At 68.6% G+C, this 17167-nt stretch carries 15 protein-coding genes; 6 read left to right on the top strand and 9 right to left on the bottom strand.

What is annotated here, in order from left to right; all coding sequences use genetic code 11:
• Positions 1-15: 15 nt before the first annotated feature.
• The 9 genes from ssuD to FHW81_RS16325 all read right to left on the bottom strand — a co-directional run bounded on the left by ssuD (position 16) and on the right by FHW81_RS16325 (position 11140).
• A complete protein-coding gene (gene ssuD, locus FHW81_RS16365) occupies positions 16-1161 on the bottom strand; it encodes an FMNH2-dependent alkanesulfonate monooxygenase (protein ID WP_003104713.1) in 1146 nt (381 codons plus the stop codon).
• 9 nt (positions 1162-1170) lie between these two features.
• The gene (msuE, locus tag FHW81_RS16360; protein ID WP_003089470.1) at positions 1171-1731 is read right to left on the bottom strand and encodes an FMN reductase; all 561 of its coding nucleotides are present in this window, start codon (positions 1729-1731) and stop codon (positions 1171-1173) included.
• A 159-nt stretch (positions 1732-1890) separates the two neighbouring features.
• Entirely contained in the window at positions 1891-2157 is a 267-nt protein-coding gene (locus FHW81_RS16355; RefSeq protein ID WP_003104712.1) for a hypothetical protein, read from the bottom strand.
• 235 nt (positions 2158-2392) lie between these two features.
• Entirely contained in the window at positions 2393-3478 is a 1086-nt protein-coding gene (locus FHW81_RS16350) for a sigma-54 interaction domain-containing protein (protein WP_106120652.1), read from the bottom strand.
• 109 nt (positions 3479-3587) lie between these two features.
• The gene (gene tssA / locus FHW81_RS16345) at positions 3588-4688 is read right to left on the bottom strand and encodes a type VI secretion system protein TssA (protein WP_014602903.1); all 1101 of its coding nucleotides are present in this window, start codon (positions 4686-4688) and stop codon (positions 3588-3590) included.
• Positions 4685-8500, bottom strand: coding sequence for a type VI secretion system protein (locus FHW81_RS16340; protein WP_429479484.1), 3816 nt, complete (start codon positions 8498-8500; stop codon positions 4685-4687). Before FHW81_RS16340 ends, tssA begins: the two co-directional genes overlap by 4 nt.
• Positions 8497-9255, bottom strand: coding sequence for a DotU family type IV/VI secretion system protein (locus FHW81_RS16335; protein WP_003104706.1), 759 nt, complete (start codon positions 9253-9255; stop codon positions 8497-8499). Before FHW81_RS16335 ends, FHW81_RS16340 begins: the two co-directional genes overlap by 4 nt.
• 17 nt (positions 9256-9272) lie before the next feature.
• The gene (tssK, locus tag FHW81_RS16330; RefSeq protein ID WP_020750612.1) at positions 9273-10604 is read right to left on the bottom strand and encodes a type VI secretion system baseplate subunit TssK; all 1332 of its coding nucleotides are present in this window, start codon (positions 10602-10604) and stop codon (positions 9273-9275) included.
• Between the two features lie 59 nt (positions 10605-10663).
• Positions 10664-11140, bottom strand: a complete 477-nt coding sequence (locus FHW81_RS16325) for a hypothetical protein (protein ID WP_003450945.1) — start codon at positions 11138-11140, stop codon at positions 10664-10666.
• A 207-nt stretch (positions 11141-11347) separates the two neighbouring features.
• Between FHW81_RS16325 and tssB the strand changes: the two genes are divergently transcribed.
• The 6 genes from tssB (at position 11348) to tssG (ending at position 17166) form a co-directional block, all read left to right on the top strand.
• A complete protein-coding gene (gene tssB / locus FHW81_RS16320; RefSeq protein WP_003089493.1) occupies positions 11348-11893 on the top strand; it encodes a type VI secretion system contractile sheath small subunit in 546 nt (181 codons plus the stop codon).
• 22 nt (positions 11894-11915) lie between these two features.
• Positions 11916-13400, top strand: a complete 1485-nt coding sequence (gene tssC, locus FHW81_RS16315; protein WP_003089494.1) for a type VI secretion system contractile sheath large subunit — start codon at positions 11916-11918, stop codon at positions 13398-13400.
• A gap of 73 nt (positions 13401-13473) precedes the next feature.
• Positions 13474-13971 carry an Hcp family type VI secretion system effector gene (locus FHW81_RS16310; protein ID WP_003089495.1) on the top strand — a complete coding sequence of 166 codons (498 nt, stop codon included), beginning with the start codon at positions 13474-13476 and terminating at the stop codon, positions 13969-13971.
• A gap of 12 nt (positions 13972-13983) precedes the next feature.
• On the top strand, positions 13984-14409 hold the full coding sequence (gene tssE, locus FHW81_RS16305) for a type VI secretion system baseplate subunit TssE (protein ID WP_003124581.1): 426 nt from the start codon (positions 13984-13986) through the stop codon (positions 14407-14409).
• Positions 14393-16186: a type VI secretion system baseplate subunit TssF gene (tssF, locus tag FHW81_RS16300; RefSeq protein WP_003124580.1), complete on the top strand. Its 1794-nt coding sequence runs from the start codon at positions 14393-14395 to the stop codon at positions 16184-16186. Before tssE ends, tssF begins: the two co-directional genes overlap by 17 nt.
• On the top strand, positions 16150-17166 hold the full coding sequence (tssG, locus tag FHW81_RS16295; protein WP_023128106.1) for a type VI secretion system baseplate subunit TssG: 1017 nt from the start codon (positions 16150-16152) through the stop codon (positions 17164-17166). Before tssF ends, tssG begins: the two co-directional genes overlap by 37 nt.
• The last annotated feature ends 1 nt before the right edge of the window (position 17167 follow it).

The raw sequence follows: 17167 nt of genomic DNA, 5'->3' as shown, positions 1-17167 counted from the left end.
CGGGGGCCCGGCTGCTCAAGCGCCGGCGCGAGCCGGCAGCACGTCGTTGGCGATCATTTCGCCGAACGGCCCGGTCAGGTTGGTCAGCCCACGGCCGGCCAGGCTGGCGTAGGGTTCGGGCAGCAGCGGGAAGACCAGTTCGGCGAAGCGGTAGGCCTCTTCCAGGTGCGGATAGCCGGAGAAGATGAAGCTGTCGATGCCGAGCTCGGCGTATTCCCCGATGCGCTCCGCCACCTGCCGCGGATCGCCGACCAGCGCGGTGCCGGCGCCGCCGCGCACCAGGCCGACCCCGGCCCAGAGGTTCGGCTGGATCTCCAGGCGATCGCGGCGGCCGCCGTGCAGCGCGGCCATGCGTCGCTGGCCTTCGGAGTCGAAACGGGCGAAGGACTGCTGCGCGGCGGCGATGGTTTCGTCGGAGATGTGTTCGATCAGCCTGTCCGCGGCGCGCCAGGCTTCTTCGGCGGTTTCGCGGACGATCACATGCAGGCGGATGCCGAACTTCACCGTACGCCCATGGCGAGCCGCTCGCTGGCGCACGTCGGCGATTTTCGCCGCCACCGCCGGCAACGGCTCGCCCCAGGTCAGGTAGACGTCCACCTGTTCGCCGGCCAGTTCGTGGGCGGCCTCCGAGGAACCGCCGAAGTACAGCGGCGGATACGGCCGTTGCAGCGGCGGATAGAGCGCCTTGGCGTTCTCCACGTGGATGTGCTTGCCGTGGAAGTCCACCGCCTCGCCCTGCAGGACGCGCCGCCAGACCCGAAGGAACTCGTCGGTGACCTCGTAGCGCTCGGCGTGGCCGAGATGGATGCCGTCGCCGCGGTTCTCGTCGGGATCGCCGCCGGTGACCACGTTGATCAGCAGGCGCCCGCCGGACAGGCGGTCGAGGGTCGCCGCCATCCGCGCCGAGACGGTCGGCGAAACGATTCCCGGACGGATCGCCACCAGGAAGCGCAGGCGCTCGGTCAGCGGCGCCAGCGCCGAGGCCACCACCCAGGAGTCCTCGCAGGAGCGTCCGGTGGGGATCAGCACGCCGTGATAGCCAAGGCTGTCGGCCGCCTGTGCCACCTGCTTCAGGTAAGGCAGCGAGACCGGCCGCGCGCCCTGGCTGGTGCCGAGGAAGTGGCCATCGCCGTGGGTCGGGAGGAACCAGAACACGTTCATCGGCGCACCTCAGGCGATCTTCAACAGTTCGGAGCGTCCGCCGAACAGCGGCGCGGCGCGCTCGGCGGCGAGGCGGATGCGCGCCTTCAGCGGCTCGCTGACGATCCGGTAGTTGTCGAAGTCGGCCTCGCTGGCGTAGACCCCGATGGGCAGGGTGATCGCCTGGAAGAAGCTGAACAGCGGGCGCAACTGGTGGTCGAGGACCAGCGCGTGGCGCTCGGTGCCGCCAGTGGCGGCGAGCAGCACCGGGGTGTCGATCAAGGCGTTGAGGTCGATCAGGTCGAACAGGTGCTTGAGCAGGCCCGGATAGGAGCCACGGTAGACCGGCGAGGCGACCAGCAGCAGGTCGGCGCTTTCGATCTCGTCGAGCACCGCCTGCAGTTCCGCCGGCGCCTGGTTGCGCGCCAGGGTAGCGCCCAGCGGCGCGGCGATGTCGGTCAGCTCGATGACCCGGCTGTCGATCGGCAACGACTGGCCAAGCTCGGCGATCAGGGCCTGGGTGAGTACCAGGGTGCGGGACGGGCGATAGGTGCCGCCGGAGACGGCGACGACTTTGAAGGGGCTGGTCATGGGATTTCCCTGTGGACTGTTGCGCTAGGTGCAGTGCCCTGGAGCAAGGGCCGTACCAACGGGGAAATGTGCGTTTTCCGGGCAGTTGCGGCGGGTTTCCGGCCTCGGCCTGTCAGCCACGCAACAGCGCTGCTGTCCGACTGTTGCCCGGGCAACAGTTCAGTTCAGCTTGTAGGCCTGGAGCAGGAATATCTGGAATGCCCGCGCCGAATGCTGGTCGCCCGGCGGCAGAACGAACGGCGGCAGGCGCCCCTTGCGCCGCTTGACGTCGGCCCAGCGCTGGCCATTGCGCGAATGGAACTGGCAGAACGGCTGGTCGCCCAGGTAGAACACCCCCGGCCGCGGCTCGCGGATGCGCGGCCAGCGGCGCAGGCAATCCAGCAGCGGGCCTAGGTCGGCGAGTTGTTCCGGCGAACAGTACGGCATGCAGCGATCCTCTTCGCCGGGTCGGGAAACCAAGGTTGCTGTGACTGGAGGACCAGGCGGACTCGGCGCGGCCGGGAAAGCGGCTACCGGGAGCGAGCGACACAGGCGAGCGGAGCGAGGCATGGCGACGTCCCTGGTCCGGCCAACGAGATTCACCGCTCCGTTGTAGAACAGCCGCCGTCCGGGTTCTTGCCGGTTTTGTGGGGGAATTGTGAAAGACTGTAAAGCGCCACGCTCACTTGCCCACCAGCGAGACCACGTTGTGCCGTGGCGAGGTTTCCAGCTCGCCGATCTTCTCCAGGCGGGCGCGCACGATGTTGCGGCTGATCCCCAGCAGGCGTCCGGTCTGCAACTGGTTGCCGTGGCAGAAGCGATAGGCGGCACGGAACACGGTTTCCTCGATGTGCTCGTAGAGATCCTCGCGGTTTTCCTCGAACAGCGCCTGCAGCGCCGCCTCCAACGCCGAGCCGGCGGCGCTTTCGGGAGCGCGGCGCAAGCCGTTCGGCTCCTGGCGCGCACGCATGTCGATGAGGTGCAGGTCGGCCGGCTGGATCAGACGGTTGCGGCAGACCAGCAGCGCGTGGTGGATGGCGTTCTCCAGCTCGCGGATATTGCCCGCCCAGGAATGCCCGAGCAGCTTGCGCTCGGCTTCCGGGCTCAGGCTCGCGCTGGTGTAGCCGAGGCGCCGGCAGTGCTCGACGATGAAGTACTCGGCCAGCGGCAGGATATCGCCGCGGCGCTCGCGCAACGGCGGCAGTTGGATGGTCGCCACGTGCAGGCGGTAGAACAGGTCCTCGCGGAAGTGTCCGGCGACCACCGCGTCAGCCAGGTCGACGTTGGTCGCCGCCACCAGCCGCACGTCGATGGGGATCGGCCGGCGCGAACCGAGCCGCACCACCTCGCGTTCCTGCAGCACGCGCAGCAGCTTGACCTGGATGCTCGGCGGCAGGTCGCCGATCTCGTCGAGGAACAGGGTGCCGCCGTTGGCTGCCTCGAACCAGCCGGCCTTGCTCTGCAACGCACCGGTAAAGGCGCCCTTCTCGTGACCGAACAGCTCGCTCTCCACCAGGCTCTCGGCGAAAGCACCGCAGTTGACCGCGACGAACGGGCCGCCGTTGCGTCCGCTGAGGGCGTGGATATGGCGCGCCACCAGCTCCTTGCCGGTGCCGGTCTCGCCGATGACCAGCGCGTTGGCCTCGCTGGGCGCCAGGCGCTCGATGCGCTCCAGCAGCTCGCGGGAACGGGGGTCGTTGAACACCAGCACGGTGGCGCGCGCCGATTTGGTCAGCTCGCGGGCGTGGGGATGGGTGATGACGGACATGCTGGGTTCCGAGCCGGGGAATGTGCGCCCATCTTGCCCCAGGAACCCATAGATTAAAAAATTCTGAATTCGTATTTATATATTCGAATAAAAAATATAACCCCGCTCATTAGGGCAGTACGCCAAGCAGCGACCAGACTCGGCGCGCCTCCGAGTCCGCATTGATCAGCTCCGCCAGCAACTCGCTCAGCGGCTTGTTGCCCCACTCCACCGCGCGCTTGATCAGGTAGGGAACCGGGCTGTGCGGCTCGGTGCGCGCCAGGTAGTCAGCGATCAGCAGCAATTGCCGGTAGGCGTCCTCGCGACTGGTCGGCGCGCCAGCCGGCCCGCTCGGCGCGCTCGCCGGGACGCTTTCCTCGCCGTCCGCGTCGCCTTCGCTGGCATCCGCCTCCGCGACCGGGGGCTGTTCTTCGGACAGCGGCGCTTGCGGGTGCATGGCGATGAACTCCTTGAGCAAGGCCAGCCATTGCGCGATGACCTCGCGCAATGGCTGGCAACTGGGGGCGAGTTCGCCCAGGCAGCGGTCGCACCACTGTTCCAGGCGCAGTAGTTGCTGCTGGCAGGCGAGCAGGCTGGCCTGCTTGCGCTGCCATTGCACCAGGGGCTCCGCGCGCAACGCTTCGTCTAGCTTCTTCTGCTGAAGTTGCGCCGCTTCCAGCGCCGCCTTGGCGCTCTTGCTGTCGCCGCTGGCGACCTGCTGGCGCTGCAACCTCTGCCAGGCATAGAGGGTGATCTCGGCGAACGCGCCCTGCCCCATCAGCGGCAGGCGCGTGTGCAGCAGCTCGGCATAGCGGCGCAACAGCCAGTCGATGGGCGGCACCCGCCACGACTGGTCGCCGTCCTGGGCTTGCGGATGCACCTCCTCGGGGTAGCGCTCGCAGAGTTCCGCCAGCAGCACCAGCGCGCGCTGCAATCCGCCCAGCCCGCCGCGTTGCAGCCAGGCCTCGCCGAGCCAGGCGGCGAGCATCAGGTCCTTGCTGCGCCGCTGCAACAGATCGCTGGCCAACTGCTCCACCGCGGCCCAGTCGGCGCGCTTGGCCTCCGCCTGCCAGACGCCGGTCGGCAGGCTGCTGTCATCCTCCCGGCGCAACTCGCGCAGGCGGTCGTAGTCCGGGTCGTAGCGCAGGCTGGGGCCGCACGGCTGTCCGGGGTCGATCGGTTCGAGCAGCACTTCCAGGGACAGGGCGTTGCCGGAAAGAGGCAGGGTCATGGGGTACCTCCCGTGCTGGCGACGGTGGCCGGCAACAGCGTCGCGAACGGCGATTGCGGCGCGCGCACCGGCAGCGGCTGGATGGACAGCGGGGTCTTGCCGCCCAGGCTCATCAACGACAGGCGGAGGAACATCCGCGCCTCGTTTTCCGGGCTGTAGGGCGCATACACCGGCAGTTGCAGGACCAGCGGAAACTCCGTGTAGTCGACGTTCGGCGGGCGCTGCCGGGAGAAGTGCGCGCGCATCATGCGCAACAGCGCCCAGGAGCCCTGGTAGCTCCAGCCGGCCTCGAGGTCGGCCACCGCCAGGCTGGCCTGGCGCGGGTCGTCTGCCGGACGCTGCGAGCCGTTCTTCGCCCAGCGCAGCATGATTTTCAGCGGATCGCCGACATTCCAGGTCAGGCCCTTGTCCTGCGCGCCGGGGAAACGGCTTTCCTGGTCGCCCGAGTACAGGCTCCAGGCGATCACCTGGTCGGCGCCGCGTTCCAGGCTGCGGTCGCTGCGCCAGTCGATGTCCAGGGCGACGCCGAGCAGGCCCGACTTGTCGCGCTCGAACAGCGGGCCGAGCCAGCGCTGCGCCTGCTCCAGGCGGCGGACGAAGTCCTCGGCGGCCGGCAGGTCCGGCGAGCGAACCTGGGCCAGCCCTTCGCGCACCTGCGGCAAGCGCGTCTCCATCAGTTTCAGCAGGTGCCGCACCCGCCCCGGCTCGGCATCGGCCGCTTCCAGGCTGTAGGCGAACGGGAAGCGTCCGGCGAGGTACTGGTTGAAGTAGTCGGCGAGGTCCTTCCAGGCCTGCGCCGCCTGCTGCTGTTGCAACGACTGGCAGCGCCCGAGCGCGCCCTGGCGCAGGTCCACCAGGCGCGTCGCCAGGTCGCTGCGGCTGGACGGCAGGAGCACGCCGTTGAGAATGTCGGCGCAACTGCCGATGTCCATCTGGTTGAAATCGTTACCCACCAGCTTCGCCAACTGCGCCGCGGTGCTCGCCGGGTTGTCGGCCTTGAATTTCTGCAGTTCGGCGTTGAGCGCGCTGAAGCGCACGAACGCGTTGTAGTCGGCGGTGGCCAGGCTGGATTGCTGCGCCTGCAACCACTCCAGCGCCGGGGCGTGGCGTTCGGCGACGGCCGCCATGGCATTGAACTGGCTGTTCAGGCTTTGCTTCAGCTCGGCACTGTCCTGGGCGCGGAACATCTGCAGGCCGAAATTCGGCGCGCCCGACCAGCGGCTGAAATCGACCGGCTCGCGCAGCACCGCCTGCTCGTCGATGTCGCGCAGGGCCTGGCCGATATCGGCCACGGCCAGCGCGTTGAGGCTGAGCAGCAGGCGCGCGCCGGCCTGCAGGTCCTGCAACTCCAGCAGCGCCGCCTGCAACACCTGGACCTGCTTGACCTGCACGTCGAAACGCGAGGCATTGCGACTGGCCAGGCTACGACTGCGCGGCCCGAGGCTTTGCCACATGGCCTCGGTCGCCGCGCTGGCGGCGGCGTGCAGGACCGAATAGCGATAGCGCGGGTTGAGCGATGGCAGGGTGCTCTCGTAGTAGCCGGTGAAGTCGTTGAAGAAGCTCAACGCCTGAGTCACGCCGATATCGTCGATGCTCAGCAAGGAGTGGTCCGCCAGTGTCTTGTCCGCCAGGGCCACGGAGACGAAGTCCTTGGTCTTCAGGTCATCGATGGCGCGTTTCAGACCGAGCAGGTCATCGGCCAGCTTGAGCGTCGCCCCCTGTTTCACCAGCAGGCCGTCGCCGGCAGCCTCCGGAGGCGCGATCCATTCGCTGCGAAACTGCTGCTGCAACTGCACGGTGAGGTTCTGCAGTTCCTCCACGCGGTTTCCCAGCAAGCTGCTTTGCTGGGCGCTCTTGAGCAGGTTCTGGTAGCCAGGGACGAGATCCTGGCCGACGCCATTGCCCCAGATCAGGTTGATGCGGTTGACCTGTTGCTGCAGGTGGTTGATCAATTCGCCGATCCCCAGCAACTGGGCCGCCGTGGCGTCTCGTTCCTGGCCGAGCTGCGCGAGTTCCTGGGTCAGGGCATTGCCGGTGCGTTCCAGGCTGTCGGTGAGGAAGTAGGCGTTCAGCCAGCGTGCCATCAGGTCATGGAAGTTATCCGCCGCCGTGGCGGCGACCCGGCCCAGGTCGAGGGCGGCGAGATCGGCCGGACGCTCGGCGAACAGCATGCGGTTGTAATAGGCCAGGCGCGCCAGGCTGCCGGCGTTGTAGCTGCTGCCCAAGGCATCGTTACTCAGTTGCAGAAGGTCGTCGAGCGGCGTCCTGCGGTTGTCGATGGCCTGGGCGAACAAGCGATTGTGGCGCTCCAGCGTAGTGGCGCGGGCGACCAGGTCCTTCGCCGCCAGGTAGTCCTTCCACTGGCTGGGGTCGTCGCCCTCCTTCAGGCCGGGTTGGCCATCGCTGCGGATCGCCCGCAGGTCACTCGCCTCGCCTTCCAGCAGGCTGCGCAGCGGTCGCACCAGCAGGCGCTCGGAAACGCGGCGATACGCGTTGTCGATACGTGCATCCAGGGAGGAAAACCAGGAACTGGGAAACGCCAGCGAAGTGAAGCGCCAGCGCGGCGCCTGTGACACCAGTTGCCACCAGGCCTGGACGTTCTGCCGGACCTGGGCGGCGCGCCGAGTGTCGTCGTCGAGCGGCTGGTAGCGCTCACTGGCGCCATGCAGCAGTTGCGACAGTTCACCGGCGTCGCGCAGCGCGTCGCGCCAGACCCAGGTCATCAGGCCGCCCCAGAGCAGGCACAGGCACAACGCGGCGAGGCCGATCCCGCGCTGCCAGCGCTGGCGCAGCTGGAGGATGCGCGGCACCGCCTGGGCCAGGCCTTCCTCGGCAAGGATCCGCCGTGCCCACAGTTGGCTGGCGAAGCTGCTGCGCCGACGCGGCGCGTCGACCGCCGGCAGGACATCGTCGGCTGCCGCGCCCGCCGCCTCGCTGCCGCTCAGGTAGAGACCGCGAAAGCGCGGCGCCTCGCCCCTGGCGTTGCCCTGGAAGACCGGTTCGAGCAGCGCCTGCAACGAACCGCGGAGGCTTTCCAGGCGTGGCGGCAGGCAATACAGCTCATTGTCCACCTGGCCGCGCAAGGTACCGAGTTCGACGATCGACTCGGTCAGGGTGGCGGTGATTTCCTCCAGCGCCTGCTCGCACCAGCGCGACTGCCAGGCCGCTTCGGCGGCGAACGGCGAGGACCAGCCGAGGGCGCGCTCGCGCGCCTCCTCGGGCAGCGCCGCGAGAAGTTCCTGGAAACCCGGCAGGTCTTCCAGGCCAGTGATCACCACGTAAACCGGCAGGCTCAGGCCAAGGCGCTGGGTCAGTTCCACGTAGCGACGGCGCGCGGCGAGGCCGAGGTTGGCCGCCTGCTCGCCATCCTGCAACCGCGCCAGCGGAATGTTCCAGACCACCCCGTCCAGCGCGCGCCTGCTGCGCAGGCGCAGGAACAGACGCAACAGGCGCAGCCAGGCGCCGCTTTGCCGGCGCAGGCCCTCGTCGGGCAGGAACACCGACTCGGGCACCAGCAGGATCGCCCCCTCGCCGTCCGACCACCAGCGGCCGAACCAGGCCGGACGCGCCACCGGCAGCAGGCGCCAGGTGGCGCACAACTGCTCGCCCTCGGTCTCGTTGCCGAGCATCAGCAGCCAGGGCGCTTCGTAGCGGCCCTGCCAGCCCTGCTCGCGCTCCATCTGCCGGACCGCCGCGTAGAAGCTGCGGATCTCCGTACCACCGCGGGTTCGCCACCACCAGCCCAGCGCCCCCAGCAGCAGCGCCAGCAGCACCAGGAGGAGAACCAGCATGAACAGGGTCGCGCCGCTCATGGCGCCTGCTCCGCATCGGCCAGGTGGGTCACCGCCGCCATTTCGTGCTGGATGTCGCGCCAGAACAGGTGTCCGATACCGCTCATCAACAGCACCAGCCCGAGCACCGCCAGGCCCAGGCGGAAGCCGTCCGGCAGCGCTGCGCGCACCGGCAGACGCCGTGGCGGCGCAGCGGCGGGCTGCTCAAGGCGACGGCCGAGGTCGGCGGCGTCCGCCTCGCGCTGCCAGGCGAAGGCGAACAACGCCTGCCGCCACTTCTCGTGCAGCGCCTCGCCGCGCGGCCCGCGCAGGCGACCGCGGAAGCCGAGGATCAGGCATTGCAGGTAGACGTTGGCCAGGTCGCGACTGGCCGGGGCGCGTTCGTCGAGCAGGCGCTTGATCGCCAGCGGCAGGTATTCGCCCGCCTGGCGACTGCCGTAGAGATGCGACTCCAGCGGTTTGTCCTGCCAGGCGCCCTGCCCCGGCCAGGCGCTGAAGACCAGGGTCTCGTCGACCAGGGCGACGAAGGCATAGACCATCGCCTTGACCTGCACGCCCGCCGCGTCGCCGACGCTGGCGAAGGCGCTGCGCCACAGACGCCGGGTGATGCGGGTGGACAGTTCGAGGGCGCGCTCGACCATCCGTGGCACATCCTGGGCGTCCCGGTCGAGGGCGCCCCAGGCCTCCAGCCATTCCTGCCAGGCCTGGCGGAATGCCGTGCTGAGCGGCTGCTCCTGGTACGCCTGGGAAAAAGGCCCTGCACTCCCTTCGGGCATTGGCGGCTCCTTCCTGTCTAGGTGTTGTCGCTGCCGTCGGCGACGAACAGCACGATCTGCCAGGGACTGCTGGCGACCCCGCTGACCGGCGCGACGATGCGCAGCGGCTGGCCGGCATCGAACCAGTCGCCGGCACCCTGCACGACGAACAAACGGGTGTCGTCGCCAACGCTGTAGGCCACCTGTTCCTGGCGATTCATCGGCTGCCGCGCCAGTCCGCTCATGCGTTGCCGGGCGAGCAACGGCAGGTGCGGGTCGGAGGCGACGATGGCGCGCTCCAGCCAGTCAGCCGCCGCCTGTTCGCCGGCGCCGGCGGGCATCCGCAGGCCGACCACCAGGCGCTGACGCGGCGCCGGATCGGGCAGGCGCACGGAAAATACCTGTTCCTCCTGCTCGAACGGCAGGCAGCGGTAGCCCGCGCGGATCGACTCGATGGCGCGCTCCAACCAGTCCAGCAGCGGCTCGTAGCCACGCCGCAGGTCGAGGAAGTCGAGCGCTTCGAAGGCCGGCACGCCGGCCAGCGGATCGAGCGCCGCCCAGGCACCGGCCAGGCCCAGCAGGCTGCCGTGCAGGGCCAGCGGCGAGGCCGCACGGCTTGCCAGCAGGCCTTCGACCTCCGGCAGGCGGGTCCAGAGCGCGGCAAGCTGGCGACGGATTTCCACCGCGTCGTCCTGGTTGCCCGCCTGCTGCGCCAGGCGCAGGCGCCCGCCGAGGAACAGCGCCTTCTCCCGGGCCCGCGCGCAGAGTGACTGCACGCGTCTGCCCAGGGGCGACTCCGGCAGGATCAGTGGCGTCGGCGGGACGTAGGGCAGGCTGACGTAGGCGCCGCCCTCCTTCGCCACGCGCAGCAACGGCAGGCACACGGAGTCGGCCTTGCCGTCGTCGCCGACCAGCCGCAGCGACGCTCGCCAGACGGTGATCGGCTCGGGGTGCTCGCCGCTGGCCAGGTCCGGCAGCGGCGCGCCGACCCGCGATTGCAGACGGCCCTTCAGCGGCAGCAACTGACCCGCCCGCCACAGCGGACTGACCGCCAGGTGGACGTTCAGCAGCGGCCCTTCGGCGGCCGCCAGCGCTGTCTCCAGATCGAACTCCAGCGGCGCGTCGACACCAGCCTGCACGCTCACCGGCAGGCCGTCGGGCAGGATCGCTTCGAGGTGCAGGACCCGCACTTGGCCGGCGCACAACGCCGAGGGGTCCAGTTCCAGGGCGGTCACTCCCCAGAACCAAGGGTTGCAGGCCTGTCCGATGCGCGCCGCCAGCGCCTCGGCACGCAATCCCTGCAACTGGAAATGCTGGGGAAGCAGTTGCATCCCTTCGTGCCAGCACACCGCGTCAGGCAGAACACTCATACGACTCCCCTTCGACGTCCTACGTTGTCGTGCACGACGGTCGCTCGCCTGCCCCTCCGCTAACGCGTGGCGGGATCGTTGACCAGTCGCATTTCCCGGGTATCCAGACGCAGCCAGACGCGCTGCTGCTGGTCGAGGCGCAAGCGGTGCGCGCCGGGTGTGTTATAGCCGGCGAAGACCAAAAGTCCAGTTGCGCGGTCGCCGCGCAAGGGGAAGGACTCCGACTCGATGAACTGCCCCGGGACCAGCTCCAGGCTCCATACCGCGAACTGCTGCCGGTAGTCGCGGCGGTACTGCTCGCGATTGGCGAACCACTGGCTGGCCGGCAGTCCGGCCAGTTCCTTGAACAGCTCCGCATCCTTCACCGCGACGAAATCCACGGCGATCGGCGAGTCGTCGTTGGCGCGCGCGGCGACATCCAGGGTCAGCCGCTGCAACTCGACCCGCGGCGCGAAGAAATACGAGCAGCCGGCCAGCGCCAGGATCGCCAGCGGCAGGGAGAATTTCCGACATATGGTGAAACATCCGTGCTTCATGGGAGTCCAACGAAAATTTTATTTTGCAAATCCATAGACCTGTTCTAGCGTCTTTTGTAGTTCGTCGCCAGTGACGGACCAGAGGGATCGCCAAGGACAGGTTCTGCGCCGTTTTCCCTGTCATGCCTGTGATCCAGCAAGGGACTGCGATGATCAGGGCATCCCCCGATGCATTGCGCCCCCACCATTGCATCGGAGTCAGCCGCCATGGCCGAGAGTACGCAGCACAAGCTGGACCGGGTGCGCCCGCCGCGCGTGCAGATCACCTACGACGTCGAGATCGGCAACGCCATCGAGAAGAAGGAGCTGCCCCTGGTGGTCGGCATCCTCGCCGACCTCTCCGGCAAGCCGGATACCCCGCCGGCGAAGCTGGTCGAACGGCGTTTCGTCGACATCGACCGCGACAACTTCAACGAGATCCTCTCCTCCATCTCTCCCCGCGCCACCCTGCAGGTCGACAACACCATCAGCGGCGACGACAGCAAGCTGAACGTCGAGCTGCGCTTCAACCACATCGAGGACTTCGACCCGGTCAACCTGGTGAAGCAGGTGGTCCCGTTGCGTCGCCTGTTCGAAGCACGCCAGCGCCTGCGCGACCTGCTGACCAAGCTCGACGGCAACGACGACCTCGACCAGTTGCTGCAGGACGTGGTGGCCAACACCGAAGGCCTGCAGGAAATCAAAGCGGCCCGCCCGGAAGCCGAAGCGGCCCCGGCCGGCGACAGCGAACCCCCGGCCGACCAGCCGGCCTGACCCTCTTCCCGGAGAAGCCGCCATGCCCAAGTCATCCGCCGCCGAACAATCCGGCGAGAGTTCGACCCAGACCCTGTCCCTGCTCGACGAGATCATCGCAAAGGGCCGCATGGCCCACGACGACAGCCAGCAGGACTATGCCCGCGACATGCTCGCGGAATTCGCCACCCAGGTCCTCGACGAGGGCATGGCCGTCGACAAGGACACCGTGGCGATGATCAACGACCGCATCAGCCAGATCGATGCGCTGATCAGCGACCAGCTCAACCAGATCATCCACCACCCCGAGTTGCAGAAGCTGGAAGCCTCCTGGCGCGGCCTGCACCAACTGGTGAGCAACACCGAGACCAGCGCGCGGCTCAAGCTGCGCCTGCTGAACGTCGGCAAGAACGAACTGCAGAACGACCTGGAGAAGGCGGTCGAGTTCGACCAGAGCGCACTGTTCAAGAAGATCTACGAAGAGGAATACGGCACCTTCGGCGGACACCCCTTCAGCCTGCTGATCGGCGACTTCACCTTCGGTCGCCATCCGCAGGACATCGGCCTGCTGGAGAAGCTGTCGAACGTCGCCGCGGCTGCCCACGCGCCGTTCATCGCCGCCGCCAGCCCACGCCTGTTCGACATGAACAGCTTCACCGAACTGGCCGTACCGCGCGACCTGACCAAGATCTTCGAGAGCCTGGAGCTGATCAAGTGGCGCGCCTTCCGCGAGAGCGAGGATTCGCGCTACGTGTCCCTGGTGCTGCCGAACTTCCTCCTGCGCCTGCCCTACGGCCCGGAGACGCGCCCGGTGGAAGGCATGAACTATGTCGAGGACGTCAACGGCACCGACCACTCCAAGTACCTCTGGGGCAACGCCGCCTGGGTCCTGGCGCAGCGCATCACCGAGGCCTTCGCCAAGTACGGCTGGTGCGCGGCGATCCGCGGCGCGGAAGGCGGCGGCGCGGTCGAGGGCCTGCCAGCGCACACGTTCCGCACCAGCTCCGGCGACCTGTCGCTGAAATGCCCGACCGAAGTGGCGATCACCGACCGCCGCGAGAAGGAACTCAACGATCTCGGCTTCATTTCCCTGTGCCACAAGAAGAACAGCGACGTGGCGGTGTTCTTCGGCGGCCAGACCACCAACAAGGCCAGGCTCTACAACACCAACGAGGCCAACGCCAACGCGCGCCTGTCGGCGATGCTGCCGTACGTGCTGGCGGCATCGCGCTTCGCCCACTACCTGAAGGTGATCATGCGCGACAAGGTCGGCAGCTTCATGACCCGCGACAACGTGCAGACCTACCTGAACAACTGGATCGCCGACTACGTGCTGATCAACGACAACGCACCGCAGGAAATCAAGGCGCAGTACCCGCTGCGCGAGGCGCGGGTGGATGTCAGCGAGGTGGCCGGCAAACCGGGGGCCTACCGCGCCACGGTGTTCCTCCGGCCGCACTTCCAGCTCGAGGAACTCAGCGCGTCGATCCGCCTGGTCGCCAACCTGCCGCCGCCGGTAGCGGCGTGAGCTCGCCCCCGCCGGCAGCGCCGGCGGGGCGCCCTTCCCGTTCCAGACAGCCCCTCTCCAGGAGTCAGATGCGATGGATGCGATCATTCTCGATTTCGGCAGCGACATCAAAGGCGACAGCCTGCTCGTCGGCTACGAAAACAAGATCGAAATCATGTCCTACAGCCACAACGTGGCGATGCAGGTCACCAACGACGTCAGCAACTCGGAACGCACCTCCGGCAAACCCCACGTCGGCGAATTCACCCTCACCAAGTTCATCGACACCTCGACCCCGACCCTCAACGAGTATTGCTGCGCCGGCAAGCCGATCGCCGAGGCGACCATCACCATCGGCCGCAACGCCGCCGAGGGCAACGGGCAGATCATGCCCTTCATCGTCTACACCCTGAACAACGTGGTGCTCTCCAACGTCAGCGTCAGCGGCGGCGCCGGCGGCAAGCCGGTGGAAACCCTGTCGCTGAACTTCACCAAGATCAAGTGGGAGCTGACCGCGCAGAAGGACGACGGCACCAAGGAAGGCACGGCTGCCTCGACCTGGGACCTGGCCGCCAACCAGTTGGTCAAGTGACCGAGCGCCGACATGTCCGGAGCCCTGCCGCCACTGTTCGAGCGCCTCAGCGCCGAGGCCGACGAACGTCCAGCGTTCGACGACCGGGCGCTGGCCGAGTCGGTCCGCGGCGAGCTGCTGCGCCTGCTCAATACACGGCGTCCGGCGAATGCGCGCAGCGGCATCCTCGCCTATGGGCTCGCCGACTGGACCGCCGTGCAACGCCTGCGCGCCGAAGACCGGCGCCAGCTGGCGCGCGAGGTGCGGGTGGCGGTCGAGCATTTCGAGCCGCGCCTGCAACTGGCCGAGGTCGAGGTCGAACCTGACCCGGGCAATCCGCAGCGCCTGCGTATCCAGCTCGGCGGCAGCCTGCGCAGCGGGTCGCGCCTGACGCCTGCGCTGTTCGTCATCGAACAGGGCAACGATGGCCTCGAGGTGCGCCATGAGCGATTCGATTGATGCCGACCTGCTCGACTACTACCAGCGCGAGCTGACCTGGCTACGGCACGCCGGCGGCGCCTTCGCCGAGCGCTATCCGAAGGTCGCCCGGCGCCTGCAACTGGCCCCCGGCGAATGCCCCGACCCGCACGTCGAGCGTCTGCTGGAAGGCTTCTCGCTGCTCACCGCGCGCCTGCAACGGCGCCTCGACGACGACTACGCGGAGTTCAGCGACGCCCTCCTCGAACAGCTCTACCCGCTGGCGCTGCGCCCGCTGCCGTCCTGCGCGATCGTCCAGTTCGAACCGGACCCGACCCAGGGCAACCTCGCCGAGGGCTACCGGCTGCCGCGCGACACCGCGCTGTTCGTCACCACCCGCGGCGGCGACAGCGTGCATTTCCGCAGCAGCGCCGAGGCGACCCTGTGGCCGCTGGCGATCGACGAAGCGACCCTGCTCGGCGGCGAGGAGGCGCAAGCCCTGACCGGAGTCGGCGCCGCCCGCTCGGCGTTGCGCCTGAGCCTGCGCTGCCTGGGCGAGTACCGCTGGGAGGAGCTGTCGATCGAGCGCCTGCGCATCCACCTGGCGGCTTCGCCGATGGGCTGCGCGATCCTCTACGACCTGCTCGCCGCGCATACCGTGCAGGTCATGGCGGGGGCGCCCGGCACGCCGCCGGCGGCGCTCTGCGGAATGCCGGCGATCGTCGGCTTCGCCGCCGACGAGGCGCTGCTGCCGGAGGAAGACGGCGGACATCCGGGCCTGCGCCTGCTCGCCGAGTACTTCGCCTTTCCCGACAAGTTCCACTTCTTCGACTTGCCGCTGTCCGGCGCGCTCGCCGACGGACAGGCGCTCTACCTGTACCTGGTCTTCGATCGCGCACCGACGGCACGCCTGCATTTGCAGGCGGAAGACTTCCAGCTCGGCTGCGCGCCGGCGATCAACCTCTTTCCGCAGACCTCGGAGCCGCTGCGCCCGGACGGCACCCGCAGCGAGTACCGCCTGGTCGCCGACAGTCACCGCGAGAACAGCGTGGAAATCCATAGCATCCGCGCCGTGCGCTCGGTTGCCGGGAGCACCGTGCAGCCAGTCCCGGCCTACTATGGCTGCCGCCACGACAGCCACCTCGGCACGCTCTACTGGCACGCCCGGCGCATCGCCGGGCTGACCCCGAACCGGCTGGGCAGCGATCTGCTGCTGAGCCTGGTGGATACCGGCTTCGACCCGTTGCGCGAGACCCCGGCCTTCAGCCTGACCGCCGAGCTGCTATGCACCAATCGCTATCTGGCCGAGCGCCTGGGTGCCGGCACCGCGCTGGGCTTCGAACGGCCCGGGCCGGTCGCCGCCGCACGCCTGCGCAACGCGCCCAGCGCGCAGAGCCAGCCGCGCCTGGACGGCCAATCGCGCTGGAGACTGGTCTCGCAGCTGACCCTCAACCACCTCTCGCTGGTGGAAGGCCCGCGCGCCCTCGAAGCCCTGCGGGAAATCCTCGCCCTGCACAACCTGCGCGACGACGCCAGCGCCCGCCGGCAGATAGAAGGCCTGCGGCAACTCGACTGCCAGCGGGTGGTGGCGCACGTCGGCGAGGATGCCTGGCGCGGCTGGCGCAATGGCCTGGAAATCCGCCTGCGTCTCGATCCGCAACACTTCGTCGGCGCCAGCGGCGTGCTGTTCTCCGCCGTGCTGGCGCAGTTCTTCTCGCTGTATGCCACCGCCAACCGTTTCGTGCGCACGGTCCTGGTGGAAGCCGACAAGGAGGTGAAGACATGGCAACCCCAGGCCGGCTCGCCGCTCTCCCTCTGAGTCAGCGGCTGCGCCGCACGCCGCAGCGCTTCGAACTGTTGCAGGCGCTGCTGCTGCTCGAACGCGAGCGTCCCCAGGCGTTGCCGCTGGGCACCGGCAACGCGCCGCGGGCGGAGGCCCTGCGCCTGCGCGGGCCGCTGTTGCCGCTGTTCGCCTCGAGCGAGGTGGAAAGCCTGCTCGACGACCCGCAGCAACCGGTGCTGTCCACCCCGGTGTTCGGCCTCGGCGGCCCCGACGGCCCGCTGCCCTATGCCTACCAGGAATGGCTGCAACAACGCGCCCGGCAGAAGGACCATGCCCCCGCCGAGTTCCTCGACCTGTTCCAGCACCGCCTGCTCAGCCTGCTCTACCGGGTGCTGCGCAAGCATCGCGTGGCGCTCGGTTTCGCGGTGCCGGCGGCGACCCCGGTGCAGGCGCAGCTACGTGCCCTCAGCGGCCTGTTGCCAAAAGCCCTGCATGAGCGCCTGGCGCTGCCGGACAGCGCGGTGCTGGCACGCACCGCGCTGTTCGCCGGCGGGCGTCGCTCCCTGGCCGGCTTCGCCGGCCTGGTGCGCCAGCACTTCGGCGTGGAGGCACGGCTGGACGCCTACCAGGGCGCCTGGAAGGAAATCCCCACGGCCAGCCGCAGCCGGCTGCAACGCGGCGGGCGCAACCTGCGCCTGGGTCGCGATGCCATAGCCGGCACGCGCACCTGGGACGAACACGCCGGCATCGCCCTCAGCCTCGGTCCGCTGGATGCCCGCGAGGCCGTCCGCTTCTTCCCCGACGGCGACGCCCATGGCCAGTTGGCCAGCCTCGCCGCGCTGTACTTCGGCCCCGACCTGGATTGTCGCCTGAGCCTGCTGGTGAGCGGCGGCGCGCCGCTGCGCCTGGAGCGCGGTGCACCGCCCAGGCTGAGCTGGAACACCGGCCTGCGGCGCGTCGAAGACAGCCAGCGGCAGCGCATCGATCTCGACCTGCGGCAGCCGGAGGTAGCCTGAA

Source organism: Pseudomonas sp. RC10-4-2, from assembly GCF_050433085.1.
Taxonomy (GTDB): domain Bacteria; phylum Pseudomonadota; class Gammaproteobacteria; order Pseudomonadales; family Pseudomonadaceae; genus Pseudomonas; species Pseudomonas aeruginosa.
This window is presented reverse-complemented; position numbering and strand designations above follow the sequence as displayed.